The 19592-nt window shown below is 41.9% G+C and carries 14 protein-coding genes and 1 pseudogene; 9 read left to right on the top strand and 6 right to left on the bottom strand.

Features of this window, described 5'->3' with window-relative positions:
* Positions 1 to 144 precede the first annotated feature (144 nt).
* The 4 genes and pseudogenes from DPF90_RS01020 to DPF90_RS01005 form a co-directional block, all read right to left on the bottom strand.
* Positions 145 to 680: pseudogene (locus DPF90_RS01020) on the bottom strand (GNAT family N-acetyltransferase).
* 14 nt (positions 681 to 694) lie between these two features.
* Positions 695 to 1534, bottom strand: coding sequence for an S-formylglutathione hydrolase (gene fghA / locus DPF90_RS01015; protein ID WP_114783766.1), 840 nt, complete (start codon positions 1532 to 1534; stop codon positions 695 to 697).
* A 66-nt stretch (positions 1535 to 1600) separates the two neighbouring features.
* A complete protein-coding gene (locus tag DPF90_RS01010) occupies positions 1601 to 2749 on the bottom strand; it encodes an S-(hydroxymethyl)glutathione dehydrogenase/class III alcohol dehydrogenase (RefSeq protein WP_114783764.1) in 1149 nt (382 codons plus the stop codon).
* 155 nt (positions 2750 to 2904) lie between these two features.
* Positions 2905 to 4689 carry an MFS transporter gene (locus DPF90_RS01005; protein ID WP_114783762.1) on the bottom strand — a complete coding sequence of 595 codons (1785 nt, stop codon included), beginning with the start codon at positions 4687 to 4689 and terminating at the stop codon, positions 2905 to 2907.
* 382 nt (positions 4690 to 5071) lie between these two features.
* Between DPF90_RS01005 and DPF90_RS01000 the strand changes: the two genes are divergently transcribed.
* From DPF90_RS01000 to DPF90_RS00965, 8 genes are all read left to right on the top strand, one after another.
* Complete coding sequence (locus tag DPF90_RS01000) at positions 5072 to 6196, top strand: DUF481 domain-containing protein (RefSeq protein WP_114783760.1); 1125 nt, start codon at positions 5072 to 5074, stop codon at positions 6194 to 6196.
* Positions 6197 to 6478: 282 nt separating this feature from the next.
* On the top strand, positions 6479 to 10384 hold the full coding sequence (locus DPF90_RS00995) for a hypothetical protein (RefSeq protein WP_162813965.1): 3906 nt from the start codon (positions 6479 to 6481) through the stop codon (positions 10382 to 10384).
* Between the two features lie 281 nt (positions 10385 to 10665).
* Positions 10666 to 12594 (top strand): threonine--tRNA ligase, encoded by a 1929-nt coding sequence (gene thrS / locus DPF90_RS00990; protein WP_114783756.1) that lies wholly within the window; start codon positions 10666 to 10668, stop codon positions 12592 to 12594.
* Positions 12595 to 12597: 3 nt separating this feature from the next.
* Positions 12598 to 13149 (top strand): translation initiation factor IF-3, encoded by a 552-nt coding sequence (infC, locus tag DPF90_RS00985; protein ID WP_114783754.1) that lies wholly within the window; start codon positions 12598 to 12600, stop codon positions 13147 to 13149.
* A 115-nt stretch (positions 13150 to 13264) separates the two neighbouring features.
* A complete protein-coding gene (rpmI, locus tag DPF90_RS00980) occupies positions 13265 to 13459 on the top strand; it encodes a 50S ribosomal protein L35 (RefSeq protein WP_004401085.1) in 195 nt (64 codons plus the stop codon).
* 41 nt (positions 13460 to 13500) lie between these two features.
* The gene (rplT, locus tag DPF90_RS00975; RefSeq protein ID WP_114783752.1) at positions 13501 to 13854 is read left to right on the top strand and encodes a 50S ribosomal protein L20; all 354 of its coding nucleotides are present in this window, start codon (positions 13501 to 13503) and stop codon (positions 13852 to 13854) included.
* Between the two features lie 209 nt (positions 13855 to 14063).
* Positions 14064 to 15278, top strand: coding sequence for an L-2-hydroxyglutarate oxidase (gene lhgO, locus DPF90_RS00970; protein WP_114783750.1), 1215 nt, complete (start codon positions 14064 to 14066; stop codon positions 15276 to 15278).
* An 81-nt stretch (positions 15279 to 15359) separates the two neighbouring features.
* On the top strand, positions 15360 to 16190 hold the full coding sequence (locus tag DPF90_RS00965) for a DUF6279 family lipoprotein (protein ID WP_114783748.1): 831 nt from the start codon (positions 15360 to 15362) through the stop codon (positions 16188 to 16190).
* A 28-nt stretch (positions 16191 to 16218) separates the two neighbouring features.
* On the opposite strand, the gene exaC is transcribed toward DPF90_RS00965, so the two are convergent.
* The gene (exaC, locus tag DPF90_RS00960) at positions 16219 to 17739 is read right to left on the bottom strand and encodes an acetaldehyde dehydrogenase ExaC (protein ID WP_114783746.1); all 1521 of its coding nucleotides are present in this window, start codon (positions 17737 to 17739) and stop codon (positions 16219 to 16221) included.
* 229 nt (positions 17740 to 17968) lie between these two features.
* On the opposite strand from exaC, the gene DPF90_RS00955 reads away from it, so the two are divergent.
* Positions 17969 to 18964: a sigma-54-dependent Fis family transcriptional regulator gene (locus DPF90_RS00955; RefSeq protein WP_240314431.1), complete on the top strand. Its 996-nt coding sequence runs from the start codon at positions 17969 to 17971 to the stop codon at positions 18962 to 18964.
* Positions 18965 to 18972: 8 nt separating this feature from the next.
* On the opposite strand, the gene DPF90_RS20225 is transcribed toward DPF90_RS00955, so the two are convergent.
* Positions 18973 to 19119, bottom strand: coding sequence for a hypothetical protein (locus tag DPF90_RS20225; protein ID WP_162813964.1), 147 nt, complete (start codon positions 19117 to 19119; stop codon positions 18973 to 18975).
* Between the last annotated feature and the right edge of the window lie 473 nt (positions 19120 to 19592).

Raw genomic sequence — 19592 nt, 5'->3', positions numbered from 1 at the left:
CACTCAGTTGTGAATAAGTGATGACTTAATTTAACATTTTATTTTTATTTGACAAGTAGCATTGTAAGCAAATAAAAAAACAATTGCATACTGTCACAATTTTGCGATGAGTAACCCAGAGTTGTTACTCATCCACTACAAGAATCAGGTGTTCTCGCAAATAACCCAATAGCGAGCAATTGGGTAAGGGAAAACGTTCCCCACCACGATATCAATAAACTCTCCCCCGTTTGCTTCAATCACCCACCGCGAGGCGTGATTCTTCTCATCGGCAGTGATCAAAGCCTTCGATATACCGAGCGACTTTGCAATCGGTAGAGCGAGTTTTAGCATGGTCTTTCCATGGTCTTTCCATGGTCTAGTGCACGGTAGGAAGGTGCGATATCGTATCCGATATGGCCACCTTCAAAGCAAAGAAATGGGTTATCAATGGTGTGACGAACTCTGATCACGCCAAGGATATTTCCCTTTGTGTCTACCATCCAAAAATGACTGCAAGGGACATAGTCTTGACGCAGATTTATACCATTTGCTTCGTCAGTTAATCGCTGAATATAGGTATCAAAGTCATCGACGCCTTCACGATAGTATTCGGCATTGATACTGTCATTGCTCTCAAAGTCTTGATAGAGAGCGAAAAACGCAGCTCGATACTCAAGTGATGGTGATACCAGTCTCATTTCCTTCCTCGCATTTATTTAAACATATGTTTCGCGTGGAACATCAGGTGGTCTTCAATAAAGCTTGAGATGAAATAGTAGCTATGGTCGTAACCTTCTTGCATACGCAGCTCAAGGTTTGAGTTGTGTGTTTTTGCAGCATGGACCAAAGACTCTGGCTTCAATTGTTCGTGTAAAAAATTATCCGCATCACCTTGGTCGACCAAAATAGGCAGTTGTGATGAATTTTGCTTGAGTAGCTCTGTAGCGTCGTAAGCTTTCCAGGTCTCCTGATCTTGTCCTAGGTAAGATCCAAACGCTTTTTGTCCCCATGGGCAGTGTGTTGGGTTACAAATTGGGCTAAAGGCTGAGATGGATGTGAAGCTATTGGGGTTGTTCAATCCAATGGTCAAGGCTCCGTGTCCTCCCATACTGTGACCTGAAATCGCTTTGATGTTTGATACAGGAAAGTTAGCTTCTATTAACGAGGGTAGCTCTTTTACTACGTAGTCGTACATGCGGTAATGCTTAGACCAAGGCTCTTGGGTCGCATTTAGGTAGAATCCAGCGCCTTTGCCTAAATCGTATGCATCATCGTCCGCTACATCATCACCGCGCGGGCTAGTATCAGGAGCGACAATCGCGATACCAAGCTTGGCTGCGGTATTAAATGCTCCAGCTTTTTGCATAAAGTTTTCATCGGTGCAGGTTAATCCAGAAAGCCAATACATGACAGGAACAGGAGATTCCTTGCTTGCATTTGGTGGAAGAAATAGGGCAAAGCGCATTGTGCAGTTTAAGGCAGTTGACTCGTGAGTGACTTGTTTGTGCCAGCCGCCAGCAACTTTGTTTTGACTGATATTGGTTAAATTCATAGTGCCATCTCTAAAAAGCCACCATAACGTTTTTTATGATGGCTATGAGTATTCTAAAAGGAGGGGTTATCTATCCATATGGATAACAGAGCGGATGCTTTTTCCTTCATGCATGAGGTCGAAGGCGTGGTTCACTTCTTTTAGGCTCATTGTATGAGTAATAAATTCCTCAAGGCCAAATTCACCTGCCATGTATCGTTCTACAATTTCAGGCAATTCAGAGCGGCCTTTAACACCGCCAAAAGCACTTCCACGCCATACGCGGCCTGTCACCAATTGGAAAGGTCTGGTGGAAATTTCTTGTCCAGCGCCTGCCACCCCAATAATGACTGACTCTCCCCATCCTTTGTGACAACACTCAAGAGCTTGACGCATAACATTAACGTTGCCGATGCATTCAAATGAGTAATCGACACCACCATCTGTCATTTCGACAATGTACTCTTGAATCGGAGCATCAATAGATTGAGGGTTGATAACGTCTGTTGCGCCGAGTTGTTTAGCGAGATCAAACTTACTTTCGTTAATATCGATGCCTATGATGCGGCTAGCACCTGCCATTCTAGCGCCAATGATAGCTGAAAGGCCGATTCCACCGAGGCCAAATATAGCGACAGTGTCACCTTTTTCCACTTTGGCGGTATTGAGTACAGCGCCCATGCCAGTGGTAACGCCACAACCCAATAAACACACTTCCTCTAGAGGAGCCTCTGGGTTGACTTTGGCTAATGAAATTTCAGGAAGTACTGTGTATTCCGAGAATGTTGAGCACCCCATATAGTGAAAAATTGGTTGTCCGTTAATTGAGAAACGCGTTGTTCCATCAGGCATTAAACCTTTACCTTGTGTTTCACGAACCGCTTGGCAAAGGTTTGTTTTTCCTGATGTACAAAACTTACACTCACGACATTCAGCGGTATACAAAGGGATGACATGATCACCAACTTGTACACTGGTGACACCTTCGCCGACCATTTCAACAATTCCACCCCCTTCATGACCAAGAATGGCGGGGAAAATACCTTCTGGATCTTCGCCAGATAGAGTAAAGGCATCAGTGTGGCACACACCTGTTGCAACAATGCGGACTAACACCTCGCCTTTTTTGGGCAACTGGACCTCAACTTCTTCCATCTTAAGTGGCTCGCCTGCCGCCCATGCGACTGCTGCCTTAGACTTAATAAACTCTTGACCTGGTTTGATATCGAGTGCCATTCAAACTTCCTTTTAGCTTTAAGTGTATGTGTTTTATAAACTTTCCGCTCTGATTTAATCACGAATCACAGCCTGTTCCCAGCTTTAAATCAACACTTATGCTCGCTTTGTTTGGTGTCTCACTATTTTGAGAACTGATTGTAAGTTAGATGTGGTTAACGAGGACCAGAACCCAAGTCGTTCTGTTGCAATCCGGGCGCTTCAGCAATTTCGCTGAAGTTTGCATTGTGCTGGGAAGCGTCGGGTAAAAAGAGCTCTAGTTGTTCGATGGATTGATGAAGGCTTTGTTTTTCAAAGAGAGTGTTATCATGAAGTATAGTCTGATCATCAGTGAATGTATCAATCTCTTGGTGAGTCACATGCTCAAGATTGGCAGGGATTGTTGGATGTATTGACTCTGTCATCGCTGTCAAAATGGCGGCAATATTTTCAGGCTGTTGCTCAGCAAGCCAAGTCACCAGTTCTTCAATTTGGTTATTATCCGATGTGGAAAGTCGTTTGACGATATCTATTGATAACTCCGGATGAGTTTGTGCGAGTGAACGGAACAAGAAGGTAGTATCAATATTATCTATTTCAGCAACCCGCTCAATTAAAGCTATTGCCCATGGTGATTGCTTATTAATTACATTTCTAATAAAAGTGATTGAATTTATTGGGCTTGATTTGGCAAGCTGTTCGACTTGAGACAAGGTTATTTCTATATCATTTTGCTCATTTTGATGTTCGGCTCTAGGGTCGAGCTCTCCATGTATCGAGTTTGGAGTGTGCATAACAAAGGTTTCTTGCGCTTCTACTGGTAGCGCCTCACGTTCAGACATGCGATAAATGGTGTAAATCATCAAACCAAGATCCACCATGATCACGAAAGTAAAAAGAGCGTTTTGATCAAGGCTACCCATTAATACTGAAGCGGTATAAGGTCCAATGATTGCGCCAATAGCATAGATACATAGTAACCCTGACACGACGGGGACAAGCTGCATGTTTGATGTATGGTCAAAGGCTTCTGCGATACTAAGGGGGTAGAGACAAGCAATCAGCCCCATGGTTACAGCGGCCAAAACAAAGGGGGCAAACGGCGACTGCCAGTGGATTGAAACGGGTAATGCGAAGCAGACAATGGCAAGCACAAAGCTGCTACCTAAAATAACCTTACGGCGCTCGAAACGATCAGACAGATATCCTATTGGTATTTGGAGAAAAATACCTCCTGCGGCTGCTGCACCCATAAATAGGGACAGTTCAAGCCCACGAAACCCCATACCTCCAGCATAGATAGGTAGCAGGTTTACCAATGTGGAATACAAAACACCGCAAACAAAGCATGTGACGAAACCTAGTGGAGAAATCGTGAAGATAGTCTTAAGTGGTATGGTTGGTGTCGATTCAATGCTGGGCTCAGAGTGTGCGATAAAGATGATAGGTGTGATGGAGATACTAAATAGCACACCGCAGATCAGAAACAGGGTGATTTCACTCGGCGGTGCTATGACAAGACCGAACTGACCAATTGTAATGGCGCCCAATATAATGATCTGATTGATGGCTAGGAGTCTTCCTCTAGTAGACTGGGTTGATACGCTGTTAAACCACACATCTAAGGTTGCCGTGGCACACGCGATGCAAAAGCCCATGACAGTGCGCATTAATACCCAAATCCACATATCCGCATTGAGTCCCATGGTCAGGATAGCGGTGGCTCCCAAGCTCCCGCACATGGCAAAGGTTCGTACTAATCCAATTCGACGTAAAATTCGCTTACCCAGAATGGCGCCCAATAAAAAGCCGACGGAATACATGGAAAGGATAAAGCCTATAGTTTCGACACTACTGTTAGTTTCGGCGAGCGACACTGGCAATAAGAGTCCGCTCAGCCCGTGACTGCCCATCAAAAGAAACGAACTGATCAACAAAAGCGCTGCTGGATAAATCGGCATGATTAATCCCTTCTACAATGTGGCTGCATTTACTTGAGCACCGCGGCTTAAGACATTAACAATAAACAGTTTTTGTGCCTTAGTGGTCTAGAACTCTTAAAATTTTTCGCCAAACCTTAAAGATAAAATAATTTATAGATTATTCTCTCATCATAGGAGCAAATTTTGTGAGATGGAAAATATTTCGTTCGTATTACCTCAGCGGTCTAATTGTTTGATATGAGTAGTGAGTCGTTAGGTTTTTACTTTGCTCTGTTAGCCAGTTTCACAAAAGTCGCCGGATAAGATTGACATTGGTTTTTCTTACTTATGACAATGGGAAATGACGACATCTTTATCTTAAGCGGGTTTGATGGTGAAAAACTATACAGATTGAGTTGATATGAAATTACAAGCCACGGCATTATTTATTGCTATTTGTTCTATGCAGTCCAGCGTTTTTGCGAAAGAGCAAGCTGAAAATCAAGTAATAGAAGATCCTAATAGCCAAACCGTTTACTTTGAGAAAAATGATGATTGGGTAAAACTCAAATCAGGAGAAGTGATCAAAGGAGAACTCAACGGCACGATTAAAAAAGATTCTAATTCCTACAAGCAGGAAGTTGAGTTTGACAGTGATGATCTTGGCGATCAAGAAATCGAGCTAGGAGATATCCAAGAGCTTCAGACTGCGGGGTATTTCACTATTCGCGTATCTGATGGCGCTATCTATGATGGCTATCTTTCTATTCGTAATGATCAGCTCTACCTAACCAGTGCGGATAAGGAGATATCTTTTCCTGTCACAGAGGTTGTGTCCATATACCGTGGGAAAGAGAAAGACTCTGAACAGTGGGATGCAGAATTTACGTTTAGCATGGATATGAGCAGTGGTAACACTGATGAACTTACCTTAAAGGGAGGCATTGATGCAGAACGTAATACAGTAGAGTCAAGAACCAAACTGAACGCCAGCCATGAAAACAAAGAATCCAATGATGAGAAAACCGCCAATAACTCTACGCTTAAAGGCTCGTACGATATTTATATTGATAATCGGTTATTCTTCAGGCCATTAGATCTTGAGGCTGAAAGCGATGAATTTAAAAATTTAGATTATAAAGTGACAGCGGCAATGGGTGTGGGTTACTTCTTTATCGCCAATGAAACGACAGAATGGGATGTGACTATTGGTCCTGCATACACTCATACGAAATTTATTACGGTAGAAGAAGGCAGTTCATCAACCGCAAACAGTGGTGCATTCAAACTTGATTCAAGTTTTGAGTATGAACTAACCAAAAATATCGACTTTAACTATGGTTACAGGATGACTTGGGAAAGTGAAGAATCAGGAGGCGTTCAGCATATCAATGAGCTAGGATTTGATATTGATCTTGTGGGCGATCTCGATCTTAGTATTGACGGTATATGGGAGCATGTCTCTGAACCTGCCGCTGATTCAGATGGCAAAGTACCTGAAAAAGATGATTATAAAATGTTTGTTGGCCTAAGTTACGAAATTTAGAGTAATGAAGTTTTAGTTAAAATAACGCATATAAGATTACTGCTGGTATGCGTTATTTTCTGCTAATAGCGCTTATTTCACGTCTAAAATATTTTTATATTAGATAGCTTTTCTATTATTAAATATAGAAATAATTTCATATAAAATTACAATATAATATTTTTCCATTTAGGTAGAATGCTACTAAATGTAAATTATAATAATTTCAAATTTATGGCGAAGGAAATAATCCCCACTCCCTTACAAAGTCCAGATCCTTTTACACAACCTCAAAGTGTTTCGTTGCCACTAGAACCCAGTGAAATAAGCATGCCAACACCGCTTGTTTCATCTTGGGATGGACTTATTGATGAAGCGGAACAAAAAACGCAATTAGTTAATTTTGAGTTTGTTAATGTAAACAGTGAGCAGGAAATACCTTTAAGCTCTCCACTGCAAGCCCAATCGTTAGACGAAAGGATCTTAGAAAAACAGGGATTAATCCATCAACTAAACCTAAGAATCGCAGACAAAGATGATGATTTTGAGCGCTATGAGAGTCTTGATTATATAGAAGCTGAAAACAATGAATGGAGAAAGCGGCAAGAAGCGATAAAAGCTCGGAGTATATTAAGAAGTGAGCTTATTTTACTTCAAGAAGAAAAAATCAATCATGAAGTTATTAATACTTCATTGAGTTATATTATTTCGGGCAATCAACTTAAAGAAAAACTTTTGTATTTATCGCTCAATACACCTGAAATTGAAGTTGATAATAAATTTAAAAGAAAGATATTATTTAAAGCGATAGAGAACGTACTTGACGCTCAAATTGACATAACCGATAAAAAGATATTAGCAATCAAGAATCGATTACTCACCCTTACGTCGTGTCAACCGAATCTGTACCAAAGAGCACTGGCTGAATTGGAGCAGAGAAAAGCGCTAATGGTGGCGGAAAGTGAAGACTTTAAGCTGGCTAATGCAGAACAGCTTGCTATAAAAGGGAGGTTCAGGCAACTGTACAAAATAGGTCAAGGGCAAGATATTACTTCTTTTGAAGAGCATGTGATTTCATCTATAGATAGTAAATTATCTTGGGGAACCGAGCGTTTGGTCAGTCAAAAGGCCAAAATACAACATAGTAAATGGGCCGCATTTGTTGACTACGTCATTGCCCATTCATCGCTTATACCTTCGATTTCCGTCCCCAGCATTGATTCTGGAGAAGAGAATGTGATGGTTAAGTTCTTTAAAGACCTTGATGAAGCGCTCCTGCAACAAAGTTCTAGGGCAAAAAAAAGAATCATAGGTGTTGGTGAAGTCTTCAATCAAGTCCTGGATACCATGGATCGACTGAATACTGGTGACATATGGACTCATGACATAGTGTCAATGAACAGCAATCAGGTAGAGCCTTGTTATGATCTAAAAAGCGCTTACTCCATTCTGCTTCATACAGGAGGGTTTGAGCAAGGTCCGTTTGAAAAATTGTATTCACAAATAGATTATCCCACAGTACCGGTCACGACGATTGTTGAGCATTCGAGTCCAAGGCAAGTAGACAAAGGATTGAGTCGGTCCCATTTCATTACTGCTGCCCTATCTAAGCTAGAGCCCCTTGTGCAACCTGACATGAGCTTTGAAGGTTATGAAGAAATCACACCATATTTCCATAGAACAGCGGATATGACGCCGTCGCTCACTCGAAGCTCTACTTGGTCAGCTGACATCAGCCGTTTTCGATCTATTCTGACTTCTCTTTATCCTGAAGCTTCGATGGTTGAGCGGAACTTTGATGAAGTATTTATGTATATTGTTGGAAAATCGTTGAATACAGATGATACAACCAGAGTCATCAGGGCGTACTGCTATCGTGGGATGGACGATAGAGTCATTGTTTATACCAGGCAAGGTGACCGACTACATCAATTTTCTGCCGATACAATCACTCTCCAAAAAGGAGACTCGCCGGAAGTTGACGCTCTCTTGCAAAGTTTATTTGTTTTTCCCGACAGGCAGCGAGCCGTTAGGGTGTATTCCGAGCAGGCGACAACAGGCATCATCTTACCGAAAAAGAAACCCCTTTTGGCCGGTGATCTGGCACGTCGTCATTATAATGGTGTGTTCTTTCCATATAGGCACGAGCAACAGTCTACGATTGAGCGTATTTTGAGTTTAGGTCTTGATGATAAGTACGAACAAAAAGTAGATGAAACACTGACTAATAATCAGGCTTTTATTGTCAATAAAACCAATGATCATCTGAATTTATTACCACTGATGAATATATCCACTGGTGGCAATGATGTGGAAGATGAACAAAAGACCAAAATCCGAGAGTGGCTAGATGACTTCTCCCGCGGTGAAAGGAAAGCGAGCTTTGGAACCGCTGACTATATCGGAACAGAGGCGGTATCAAACCCTGACCTGATTTTTATTCCTGTGGAACAGCAGGAGTCGGAAGCTACAGAAGGTTTATTGGTAAACTTGAGACTGTCCATGGTGATTCCGATTCCCAGAAACTTTATCGACAAACTTAAACTCTATAGCTCCCCTGATTTTAGGCTGTCATTTTCTCTTGGCTTTTATTCGAAAAATCGCGAAGAAATAAGAAATATCCCCATTACCGATCCCAGTTGGACGGGGGAAATGAGAGACATAGCAGGTTATGCGCAGCGGTTATCATTACGTCGAAGCAATATTACCATGTCAGAGCTGGATGAGGCACTTAGACGTGTAGCTCAGTACTGCATGAGAACCGCATTTGGTTTTGAAACCCCGACGGAAATGGAAGTAACAAAACTCAATGAAATATTTCGATTGAGAAATTTACATCAACCTTATACCAGGTTTTTCAAAGATCATATTTCAGACGATACCAAGGTAAATCAATACATAGGAGCAGTCAACTTTAAAGCTGGAATGAATGATTTTGTCTCTCTTCTTAGGTTACACAAAGGGTTTACTTGGAGAAGTTCAAGTGAAGAATCTGAAGAAAGGTATTTCCGACCAGATGACGAAAATGCTTTTGCAAATAAGATCTTTGATGACATTAAATCTTATTACCTCACTGAGTGGGACGATGAAGTGGTTTCTTATCGTGAGGAATGGTGGAAAGATACTATCGAGTGGTGGCGTACGCCTTTAAGAATTGCGGGTTACACTATTGCGTCTGTGTTGGCAGTGATGTTCCCTGGTTTATCCGCGGGCATTATAGCAGGAATCGCGACCACATTTATTACCGACACTGTACTCGATATTGGCTTATTGGGAGTTGAAGATAATCCAGCTCAAAAACAAAAGCTTATGGATGGAATTGTTGTTAAGACTTTCATCTCAATTGGTGGTGAAGCTTTGGGGGGAGCAGGAGCTCAGCTAACGGCGAAAGCAGTCAAGCGCTTGCTCCTCAAACGTGCTTCGATGCAACTTAGAGGTGGAGAGTTAATTAAGGCGAGGAAAACGATAGAGGATTACTCTGATGATGCCATTGAAGAGATGGCGCAATCTATGAAAACTCGTCCAGAGATGCCAGCTCTTACTAAGCTCTTGGCTAAAAAAGGAGATGGGTTACCAAGTATTAACCGCCAAAGTGTCGATATGCAATATGTTTTGAACCGATATGGCGTAGCGGTGGATAACAAGATTAACCTATTTAAACGGCTTAAGAACTTCTACAACAGCCATGATAAAACTACAACGGTGATGGAAACTTTAGAAGGAATTCTGATTTTAACCCTTACTGGAGAAATTATTGTTTTAATTGAAGAGTGTCTATCTGATATGGTGAAAGACAATGAGTTTTATCAAGTCTTAAAGTTAATTTTACTCTATGGTATCGCAGCAGGAGCAACGACGGTATCCAGCATGCAAAGAAGCCCAGAAATGCTCGAAATAGAAACTAAAGTGTGTTTGGAAAAAATGGGTATGTCGGAAGAAAACATCTTACTGTTCAATCAAGCTAGCGCGCAGCGTGGTTTGTTTGATAAAGACATAACCAATGAAACAGACTTTGTGCAGGCTTTGAATAAGTTTGATGATATGCCAGCAGGTGCTTCACCAAAAGAAATGGAATCACGGCGGCTACTCAAGCTTGATAGATTCTCGAAGATGTCGCGTCGAATAAGTTTTGACCCCTTGTACTTGAGGTTGTCAAAATATATCAATCGAAGATCAGTATCTGGCGCTGAGCCAGCTATTACCGAGTAAACCCTCTCTAGTTCAAGGTAGTTAATATTGGTCTTAAATTCATAAGCACTCACTATCACTGTATTTTACTTAAATGTAAGTTTCTTATCAGTGTATTTTTGACCCGAAATCCATTAGAATTCGAGCTTGGATCATTGAGAGGTTCATCGGTATTTGTTCCTAAAAGTGCTCCAACGTTTTTTAATCTTACTTTTCTTAAATTAACTAACTGTTATATAAAGAAAAATAAATAAATCAATCAAGTGTTGCTTGGTGTGCAACACCACTGTAAGGACAGTTAAATGCCTATTATTACTCTTCCTGACGGCAGTCAGCGTCAATTTGACAACCCAGTCTCTACTCTCGATGTTGCTCAATCTATTGGTCCAGGTCTTGCGAAAGCAACCATTGCTGGTCGTGTTGATGGCAATCGTGTTGATGCTTGTGATCTTATTGAGCAAGATGCAAGCCTTGAAATTATTACGGTAAAAGACGAAGTTGATGGTCTTGAAATCGTTCGCCACTCGTGTGCACACCTTTTGGGACACGCGATTAAGCAGCTTTACCCCGAAGCGAAAATGGCGATTGGACCAACTATTGATAACGGTTTCTATTATGACATCGATTTGGAACACTCTTTAACGCAAGAAGATCTAGAAAAGATCGAAAAGCGAATGAAAGAGTTAGCCAAAACTAAGTATCAAGTTATCAAGAAAAAAGTCAGCTGGCAGGAAGCTCGCGATGCGTTTGAAACGCGCCGCGAAACTTATAAGATGGAAATTTTGGATGAAAATGTCGCGCGTGACGATCGTCCTGGATTATACCATCACGAAGAATACATCGATATGTGTCGTGGTCCTCACGTACCCCATATGGGTTTTTGCCAACACTTTACGCTCTTGAATGTTGCCGGTGCATACTGGCGTGGTAACAGTGACAACAAGATGTTACAGCGTATTTATGGTACGGCCTTCCACGACAAAAAAGCGTTAAAAGCGCATTTAACTCGCCTTGAAGAAGCGGCGAAACGTGATCACCGTAAAATTGGTAAGCAGCTTGATTTGTTCCACATGCAGCAAGAAGCACCTGGAATGGTGTTCTGGCATCATAATGGTTGGTCTATTTTCCGTGACTTGGAAGTATTTGTTCGTGAAAAACTAACAGAATACGGCTACCAAGAAGTAAAAGGTCCTCTTATTATGGACCGCGTGCTTTGGGAACGCTCTGGCCACTGGGACAAATATGCTGAAGCCATGTTCACGACTGCGTCAGAGAACCGTGATTATGCGCTTAAGCCAATGAACTGCCCAGGCCATGTACAAATCTTTAACCAAGGCCTAAAGTCATACCGCGATCTGCCATTAAGAATGGCTGAGTTTGGCTCTTGTCATCGTAACGAACCATCTGGTGCTTTACATGGTATCATGCGTGTACGAGGCTTCACTCAGGACGATGCACACATCTTCTGTACTGAAAGTCAGATTCAAGAGGAAGTCACGTCTTGCATCAAGATGGTATACGATACTTATCAAACATTTGGCTTTGACAATATCGTAGTTAAGTTATCGACTCGACCAGAAAAACGAGTAGGTTCAGATGAAATTTGGGATGAATCTGAGAGAGCGCTGCAAAAATCGCTTGAAGCTATGGACATTCCATATGAAATTCAAGAAGGTGAAGGCGCATTCTACGGGCCTAAAATTGAATTTACTTTGCATGACTGCCTAGATCGTGCTTGGCAATGTGGTACGGTTCAACTTGATTTCAATCTTCCAAGTCGTTTAGGTGCCACTTATGTCGATGAGAATAATGAGCGACAAGTGCCAGTGATGATTCACCGTGCGATATTGGGTTCATTGGAAAGATTCATCGGAATTTTGATTGAAGAATACTTCGGATTCTTCCCAACTTGGCTGTCTCCAGAGCAAGCCGTAATTATGAATATTACTGACAAACAGTCGAATTATGCTCAGGAAGTGGCCCAAAAACTACAAAAATGTGGAATTAGAGCTAAAGCAGACTTGAGAAATGAGAAGATTGGCTTTAAAATCCGCGAACATACTTTGAAGCGTGTGCCGTATATGCTGGTTTGTGGTGACCAAGAAATGGAAGCCGGAGAAATCGCAGTACGTACTCGTAAAGGTAAAGATCTCGGTAAATTTAAAGTGGATGACTTTGTTTCCTACATCCAAGAAGAGATCTCAAGCCGTAAGCTCAATCTGGAGGAATAAGCTATTAAAGGCGGAAGACGCGGCCAACAACCGGCCAAACAAAATGCTCATCGTTTAAACGGTGAAATCCGAGGCGTACGTGAGGTTCGACTCACAGGCGCTGACGGCGAATCAGTTGGTATCGTATCGATCCAAGAAGCGGTTGCTGCAGCTGAAGAAGCTGGTATGGACCTTGTAGAAATCAGTCCAAATGCTGAGCCACCTGTCTGTCGTGTGATGGACTATGGTAAATTCCTCTTTGAGAAGAGCAAAGCTGCAAAAGAGCAGAAGAAGAAGCAAAAACAGATCCAGATTAAGGAAGTAAAATTCCGTCCTGGAACTGATATTGGAGACTATCAGGTAAAACTACGCAACCTGACGCGTTTCCTTGAAGAAGGCAACAAAGTGAAAGTAACTATTCGCTTCCGTGGCCGAGAAATGGCACACCAAGACATCGGTGTTGATGTTCTAAATCGTCTTAAGGAAGACACAGTCGAATTGGCTGTTGTTGAATCTTTCCCTAAGAAGATTGAAGGCCGTCAGATGATCATGGTGCTTGCCCCTAAGAAGAAGTAATTAGCGGCTTACAAGTAATAAACCCTGTCACTTTCTCTGATTAGATTTTAGTGACAGGGTTTTATTCGCCCTGATTACATGTTGTTTAAACTACTACAATGCGGAGTTATTCATCATGCCTAAGATGAAAACCAACAAAGGTGCTGCTAAGCGTTTCAAGAAAACTGCTGGTGGTATTAAGTACAAGCACGCTACTAAACGTCACATCCTGACTAAGCGTACTACTAAGAACAAGCGTCAACTACGTCCAAACGCAATCCTTCCTAAATGTGAAGTGGCTGCAGTTGTTCGTATGATGCCATACGCTTAATTCTTTTTAGTTTATTTATCGTTTAGTTTAGGAGAAGCATAATGCCTCGCGTAAAACGTGGTGTACAAGCTCGTGCACGTCATAAGAAAGTTCTAAAACAAGCTAAAGGTTACTACGGTGCACGTTCACGTGTTTACCGCGTAGCTTTCCAAGCAGTTACTAAAGCTGGTCAATACGCTTACCGTGACCGTCGCAACAAGAAGCGTCAATTCCGTCAACTATGGATTGCACGTATCAACGCGGCATCTCGTCAAAATGGTCTATCTTACAGCCGTTTCATCAACGGTCTTAAGAAAGCATCTATCGAGATCGACCGTAAGATCCTTGCTGATATCGCGGTATTCGACAAATCTGCTTTCACAGTACTTGTTGAAAAAGCGAAAGCTGCTCTTTAATCAGAGACAGTGATTAGGATTAAGAGAAAGAGGAGCGTTCGCTCCTCTTTTTTGTTTTTGTCATTTTTTGTAATGCTTTAAGTCACAATTCCATCATTTAATATCAGCTTGTCATAAAACCTTGCAATGAGTGTGTTCCCGATACACGAATTGAATACGGTTTCCTCATAAAATAAATACTCTGATAGTGGTAGTGGGAAACGGACATCATGCATGATTACATTATCGTTGGTGGCGGTATTATCGGTGCATCAACAGCGTGGCAACTCAAAAAGAAATACCCCAATAAACGCATTTTGTTGCTAGAAAAAGAACAAGACTTTGCACAGCATCAAACGGGGCATAATAGTGGTGTCATACATGCAGGAGTTTATTATCCACCAAATAGCCTAAAGGCAAAGTTTTGTAAGCAAGGTGCAGCAGACACTATCGCGTTTTGTCATCGACACCATATTCCTGTCGAAAATTGCGGTAAGTTGATTGTCGCGACCTCCCAGATCGAGCTTGAAAGAATGGAGGCGCTTTTTGAACGCTGCCAACAAAATGGCATTGATGTTGAGCGGCTTGATCAGTGCCAGCTTAAACTCGCAGAACCTAACATCACTGGCCTTGGTGCTCTTCATGTTAAGCAAACCAGTATTGTTGATTACACTAAGGTGACTCTTGCCATGGTTAAAGACTTTACTGACCTAGGAGGAGAGATAAGCTTATCGACTGAAGTATTATCTGGGCAGGAGTTTGAGCATGAGATCCAGCTGACTTGCATGCGCGAAGGCCAAAGCATGCAATTGAATACTCGTTATTTGATTACTTGCAGTGGCCTAATGGCGGACAGATTGACAGCGATGCTGGGCATAGAAACCAATTTTCAGATCATCCCTTATCGCGGCGAATATTATCAGCTAAATGCAAAGTATAACCAGATTGTAAATCACCTTATCTATCCGGTGCCTGATCCAGACTTACCCTTCTTAGGCGTCCACTTGACCAAGATGATTGATGGTAGTGTTACTGTCGGTCCTAATGCGGTTCAAGGCTGGAAACGAGAAGGTTACTCTAGAGTGAACTTTAGTGTGCGTGACACGATGCAAATGCTCAGTTACAAGGGCTTTTGGCGAGTATCACGTAAACACTATAAAACAGGATTAGTCGAACTCTATAACTCTTGGTGGAAGCCCGCTTACCTTAAACAAGTACAGAAATATTGTCCCTCGTTATCGCTTAAGGATTTAAAACCGTATCCAGCAGGAATTCGCGCTCAAGCTGTGTTGGCAGATGGCACCTTAGTCCATGACTTTCTGTTTGCTGAAAGTATTCGCAGCTTACACGTGTGCAATGCGCCCAGTCCAGCGGCGACTTCCTCAATCCCTATTGGAAACTATATCTGTCAAAAAATTGCTGATAAGTTTGAGCCTGGCACTTAATTTGCTCGTATCTGAAAGAGGACATTAATAGCGGCAACGAGGCGGCTATAATACCTTATGACGTAGAGCGAGGGATGGGCGATGAAAAAGTGGGGATTAGTTGTACTGAGCTTACTTCTAACAGGCTGTGGTACTAAGTTTGTTTACAACAATCTCGACTGGCTATTGATAGAATATCTTGATGATTTTGTTGAGTTAACCACGGAGCAAGAAGCGTTGATCAGTGATAAACTCGACAGCGTGACCGAGTGGCATAAACAGCAAGAGCTTCCGCGCTATATTCAACATTTAAATCAGCTGATAGCACTTGACCCCAAAAAAGTAACCTTGGCTGACATACAGCGGCAAGAAACCGAACTTAAGGCACATACACAAAGGTTACTTCGTCACATTGCATCAGATATTTCCATATTGGCTAAACAGCTTTCAGATCAACAAGTAGAAGAGCTCGTGGACAGTATTAGAGTCCGCCACACTCGCTACAAGCGCAAATATCAGAAGCTGTCAGAATCGGAAATTAGAGAAAACTATCAAGAAAGGCTCACCGATAACATACAGGACTGGTTAGGGCCACTGACCTCAGAGCAAAAACGATGGATAGCAGACTGGACCTCTGAGCTTTATGTCACCTCTTATGATTGGATAGACCACCAGACCAAAATGCGTATCGAGATAAACCAGTTACTAAGCAATCGCTTAGACGATAGTTATTTCGAACCTCATTTTGAGCAGTTGATGTTTAATCCAACCAATTTCTACAGCAAAGAGCTGCAGCAGAAAATAGCTCATAATAGGGCTACTGCTCATCAACATTTGGTGAAAATCATCAATTCAATTTCAGATAAGCAAATGGCTCATTATCGCCAAGAGCTAAAGGATTGGCGAGATATCGCGCTTGAAATACATAAATAAAAAAGCGCCCGCAGGCGCTTAGATGAGTTTAGAAGAAACCCATGGGACTTACATCATAACTTACTAGCAGATTCTTAGTGTTCTGATAATGATCAAGCATCATCTTGTGAGTTTCGCGGCCAATGCCTGACTTTTTATACCCGCCAAATGCGGCATGCGCAGGGTAGGCGTGATAGCAATTGATCCAGATGCGACCAGCCTCAATTTTTCTGCCCATGCGATAAGCAAGATTGGTATCACGAGTCCATACACCAGCGCCGAGTCCATATTCAGTATCGTTGGCAATCGCTAAAGCATCTTCTTCATCTGTAAATTTAGTGATAGCGATGACTGGACCAAAAATCTCTTCTTGGAAGACACGCATTTTGTTGTGGCCTGCAAGCAAAGTCGGCTGGATGTAGTAGCCTGAACCAATGTCGCCTGATTGTTGAGCGATCTCACCACCAAATACAACTTCTGCGCCCTCTTGACGACCAATATCGAGATAGCTCAATATTTTGTCGAATTGTTCCTGGGAAGCTTGAGCACCAACTTGGGTATTGGTATCAAGAGGATTACCTTGGACTATGTTCTTCGCCCGCTCTGCGACCTTTTCAACAAAACGGTCGTATATGGATTCATGCACTAACACTCGGGAAGGGCAAGTACAGACTTCACCTTGATTGAAGAAGGCCAGTAATGTTCCCTCAATACACTTTTCCAAATATTCATCTTCATGGTCAAAGATATCAGGGAAATAGATATTGGGTGATTTACCTCCAAGCTCTACGGTTGAGGGGATCAGGCTGTCTGCCGCACATTTTAGAATATGTTGTCCGACATCGGTTGAACCTGTAAAGGCGAGCTTGGCGATACGATGACTGGTTGCTAATGCTTGACCTGCTTCTCTACCGTATCCGTTTACTACGTTGACTACACCTGCTGGAATAAGATCGCCTATCACTTCCATTAAAACTAGAATCGATGTTGGGGTCTGTTCAGCGGGTTTAAGAACCACGCAGCAACCAGCGGCTAGAGCCGGCGCCAGTTTCCAAGCGGCCATCAACATTGGAAAATTCCACGGAATGATTTGGCCTACCACGCCAACTGGCTCAGGGAAGTGGTAGCTTGCGGTATTAACGTCAAGTTCAGCTGCGCTACCTTCCTGAGCGCGGATGCAGCCCGCAAAATAACGAAAATGATCAACAACCAGTGGTAGGTCTGCAGCTAAGGTCTCGCGAATGGGTTTACCATTTTCCCATGTTTCAGCCACTGCAAGCATTTCTAAATTGTTTTCTATTCGATCAGCAATCTTGAGTAGCAAATTGGCACGTTCACTGACACTGGTCGCTGCCCAAGGTGCTTTAGCTTTATGAGCGGCGTCTAGTGCTAGCTCAACATCAAGCTCATTTGAACGGGCGACCTGACAATATGTTTGACCATTAACAGGGGAGATATTGTCGAAGTACTCTCCGGATTGGGGGCTAACCCACTCACCACCGATGAAATTATCATAGTGAGTTTTGAATTTAACAACAGAATCGGCGCTATTGGGTTGTGAATAAATCATAAAAATATCCTTATTTATTATTCAAATGGAGTGTTAACTCATTATTTGCGGTGCAACACAACGCAAATCACAGGCCAAATGTTGCAAGCTTGTTGTCAATCTCGTGTGAAGCTAGAGTAGCTGGGCTCTCAGGAACCTAGACAAAGAAAAACCTGAGTGTAAACAAGGATGATTTCATTGTTAACTGTGTCAATTTGGTGCAGGCACAATGTTCAGTTATGGAACAGTTATGGAACAACAAATATTACAGATGGACTCTTGGCTAGCCTCACCGCCAGCCAAAAAACTCGATATTCTAAACGCTTCACTTGTCCTTCATTATGGCGATCCTGAGGTTGAACTAGCTTGGCAGCATGCATCAAAAGTCATGGATTCTGGTATTCATTTACTGGTGTTGGGAGAGACGGGAGTTGGTAAGGGAGAGTTTGTCAAAGCGCTTCATCAATATAGTTCTCGCCGTCATAAACCTTTAGTGGCGGTCAATTGCGCCGCATTACCCAATGATCTAATCGAATCTGAATTATTTGGTTATGCGCCAGGTTCGTTTACAGGTGCGCATCCAAGAGGATATTGTGGCCGAATAAGACTCGCCGACAAGGGCATATTATTCCTTGATGAAATCGGTGATATGTCCATGCAGGCTCAGTGTCGATTGCTTTCAGTGCTGCAGGATAAAACCATCACTCCACTTGGCTCTGCACGCTCGTACAAAGTGGATATTGAAGTGATAGCCGCCACGCATCAAGACTTAGATTGGTTGGTGGCCAAAGGGCGTTTTCGCCAAGATCTTTATTATCGCCTCAATGGTATGGCCGTTGAGCTACCTGTGCTTAGAAACCGTAAAGATAAAGCTGAGTTAATAAAATCTATTCACGAAAAGTATCGCAATCATTCTCAAACCATCTCGCCAGATTTATTTAAGTATCTAATCAATTACTCTTGGCCGGGGAACTTACGTGAGCTGGATAATTTTATTAGAGTGGTAACCGTTATGGCAGATGGAAATGATGTTGTGGATGTCACTCATTTGCCGATGCAGTGGCAACGCCGTTTTAGCAAAACGAATGATAGGGAGCGTATTAGTACGGAGTTGAAAGCGACCCTCAATAAAACGATCGAGGATGTATATGTTGCTAATGAAGGCAACATCAGCAAGGTAGCTCGTGAATTAGGAGTAAGCCGTAATACGGTATATCGAAGATTAAAAGCTCAGAAAGTGTTGTAACTTCACTATCAAGATGGTGTTTGAAAGCCCCCTTTTTGCTGTGCTTCTTTTACTAGAGCTTGACGTTTTTCTTCGCGTTTTGGTGCGATTGGTGTATCCATACTTTTGTCTTTCTTTGTGTGGGTGACTAACGCAAAGTGCTTGTTTGTCATCATATCCTGTCCCTCTAACCATCATTTTATATTGGAAGCTACCTATTATCTTTAGTTTGTTGTTTTGAGTAATTTACTATGACGAGTAGATAATTGTTCCAACAATCAAAGCCTAGTCTATTTTCATTGTTTTTAATAACAACATTAATAAATATAAAAATAATTATCGATATTATTAGTCAAAACTAACATTAGTACATTATAAACTTAATTAGTAAAACTATTTATTATTCGCCATTTATAATTTTTATTTAAAACTTAGAGGTTGGTTCATTACAAATTTATTTTAATGAATGACCTTGTTGATTAATAAGAATCCTCTAAGTAATTGTTTTGAAGTAATTAATTTTTTTAATGTTAAGTATGTTTTTATTGGTGGTTATTTTTGGAGGAAATGTCAACTCCTTAATTATTTACGGTTGTAATGCATTACCTAATTAAATATTTTTAACATGCCTGATGGCTTTTTAATCAAC

Source organism: Vibrio tetraodonis (genome assembly GCF_003350295.1).
GTDB lineage: Bacteria > Pseudomonadota > Gammaproteobacteria > Enterobacterales > Vibrionaceae > Vibrio > Vibrio tetraodonis.
This window is presented reverse-complemented; position numbering and strand designations above follow the sequence as displayed.

Coding starts and splice junctions, on each gene's coding strand:
- DPF90_RS00955 (WP_240314431.1), top strand. CDS start 17,969: ATGGAACAACAAATATTACAGATGGACTCTTGGCTAGCCTCACCGCCA.
- DPF90_RS00965 (WP_114783748.1), top strand. CDS start 15,360: ATGAAAAAGTGGGGATTAGTTGTACTGAGCTTACTTCTAACAGGCTGT.
- thrS (WP_114783756.1), top strand. CDS start 10,666: ATGCCTATTATTACTCTTCCTGACGGCAGTCAGCGTCAATTTGACAAC.
- DPF90_RS01000 (WP_114783760.1), top strand. CDS start 5,072: ATGAAATTACAAGCCACGGCATTATTTATTGCTATTTGTTCTATGCAG.
- rplT (WP_114783752.1), top strand. CDS start 13,501: ATGCCTCGCGTAAAACGTGGTGTACAAGCTCGTGCACGTCATAAGAAA.
- fghA (WP_114783766.1), bottom strand. CDS start 1,534: ATGAATTTAACCAATATCAGTCAAAACAAAGTTGCTGGCGGCTGGCAC.
- rpmI (WP_004401085.1), top strand. CDS start 13,265: ATGCCTAAGATGAAAACCAACAAAGGTGCTGCTAAGCGTTTCAAGAAA.
- DPF90_RS01005 (WP_114783762.1), bottom strand. CDS start 4,689: ATGCCGATTTATCCAGCAGCGCTTTTGTTGATCAGTTCGTTTCTTTTG.
- DPF90_RS20225 (WP_162813964.1), bottom strand. CDS start 19,119: ATGATGACAAACAAGCACTTTGCGTTAGTCACCCACACAAAGAAAGAC.
- exaC (WP_114783746.1), bottom strand. CDS start 17,739: ATGATTTATTCACAACCCAATAGCGCCGATTCTGTTGTTAAATTCAAA.
- DPF90_RS01010 (WP_114783764.1), bottom strand. CDS start 2,749: ATGGCACTCGATATCAAACCAGGTCAAGAGTTTATTAAGTCTAAGGCA.
- lhgO (WP_114783750.1), top strand. CDS start 14,064: ATGCATGATTACATTATCGTTGGTGGCGGTATTATCGGTGCATCAACA.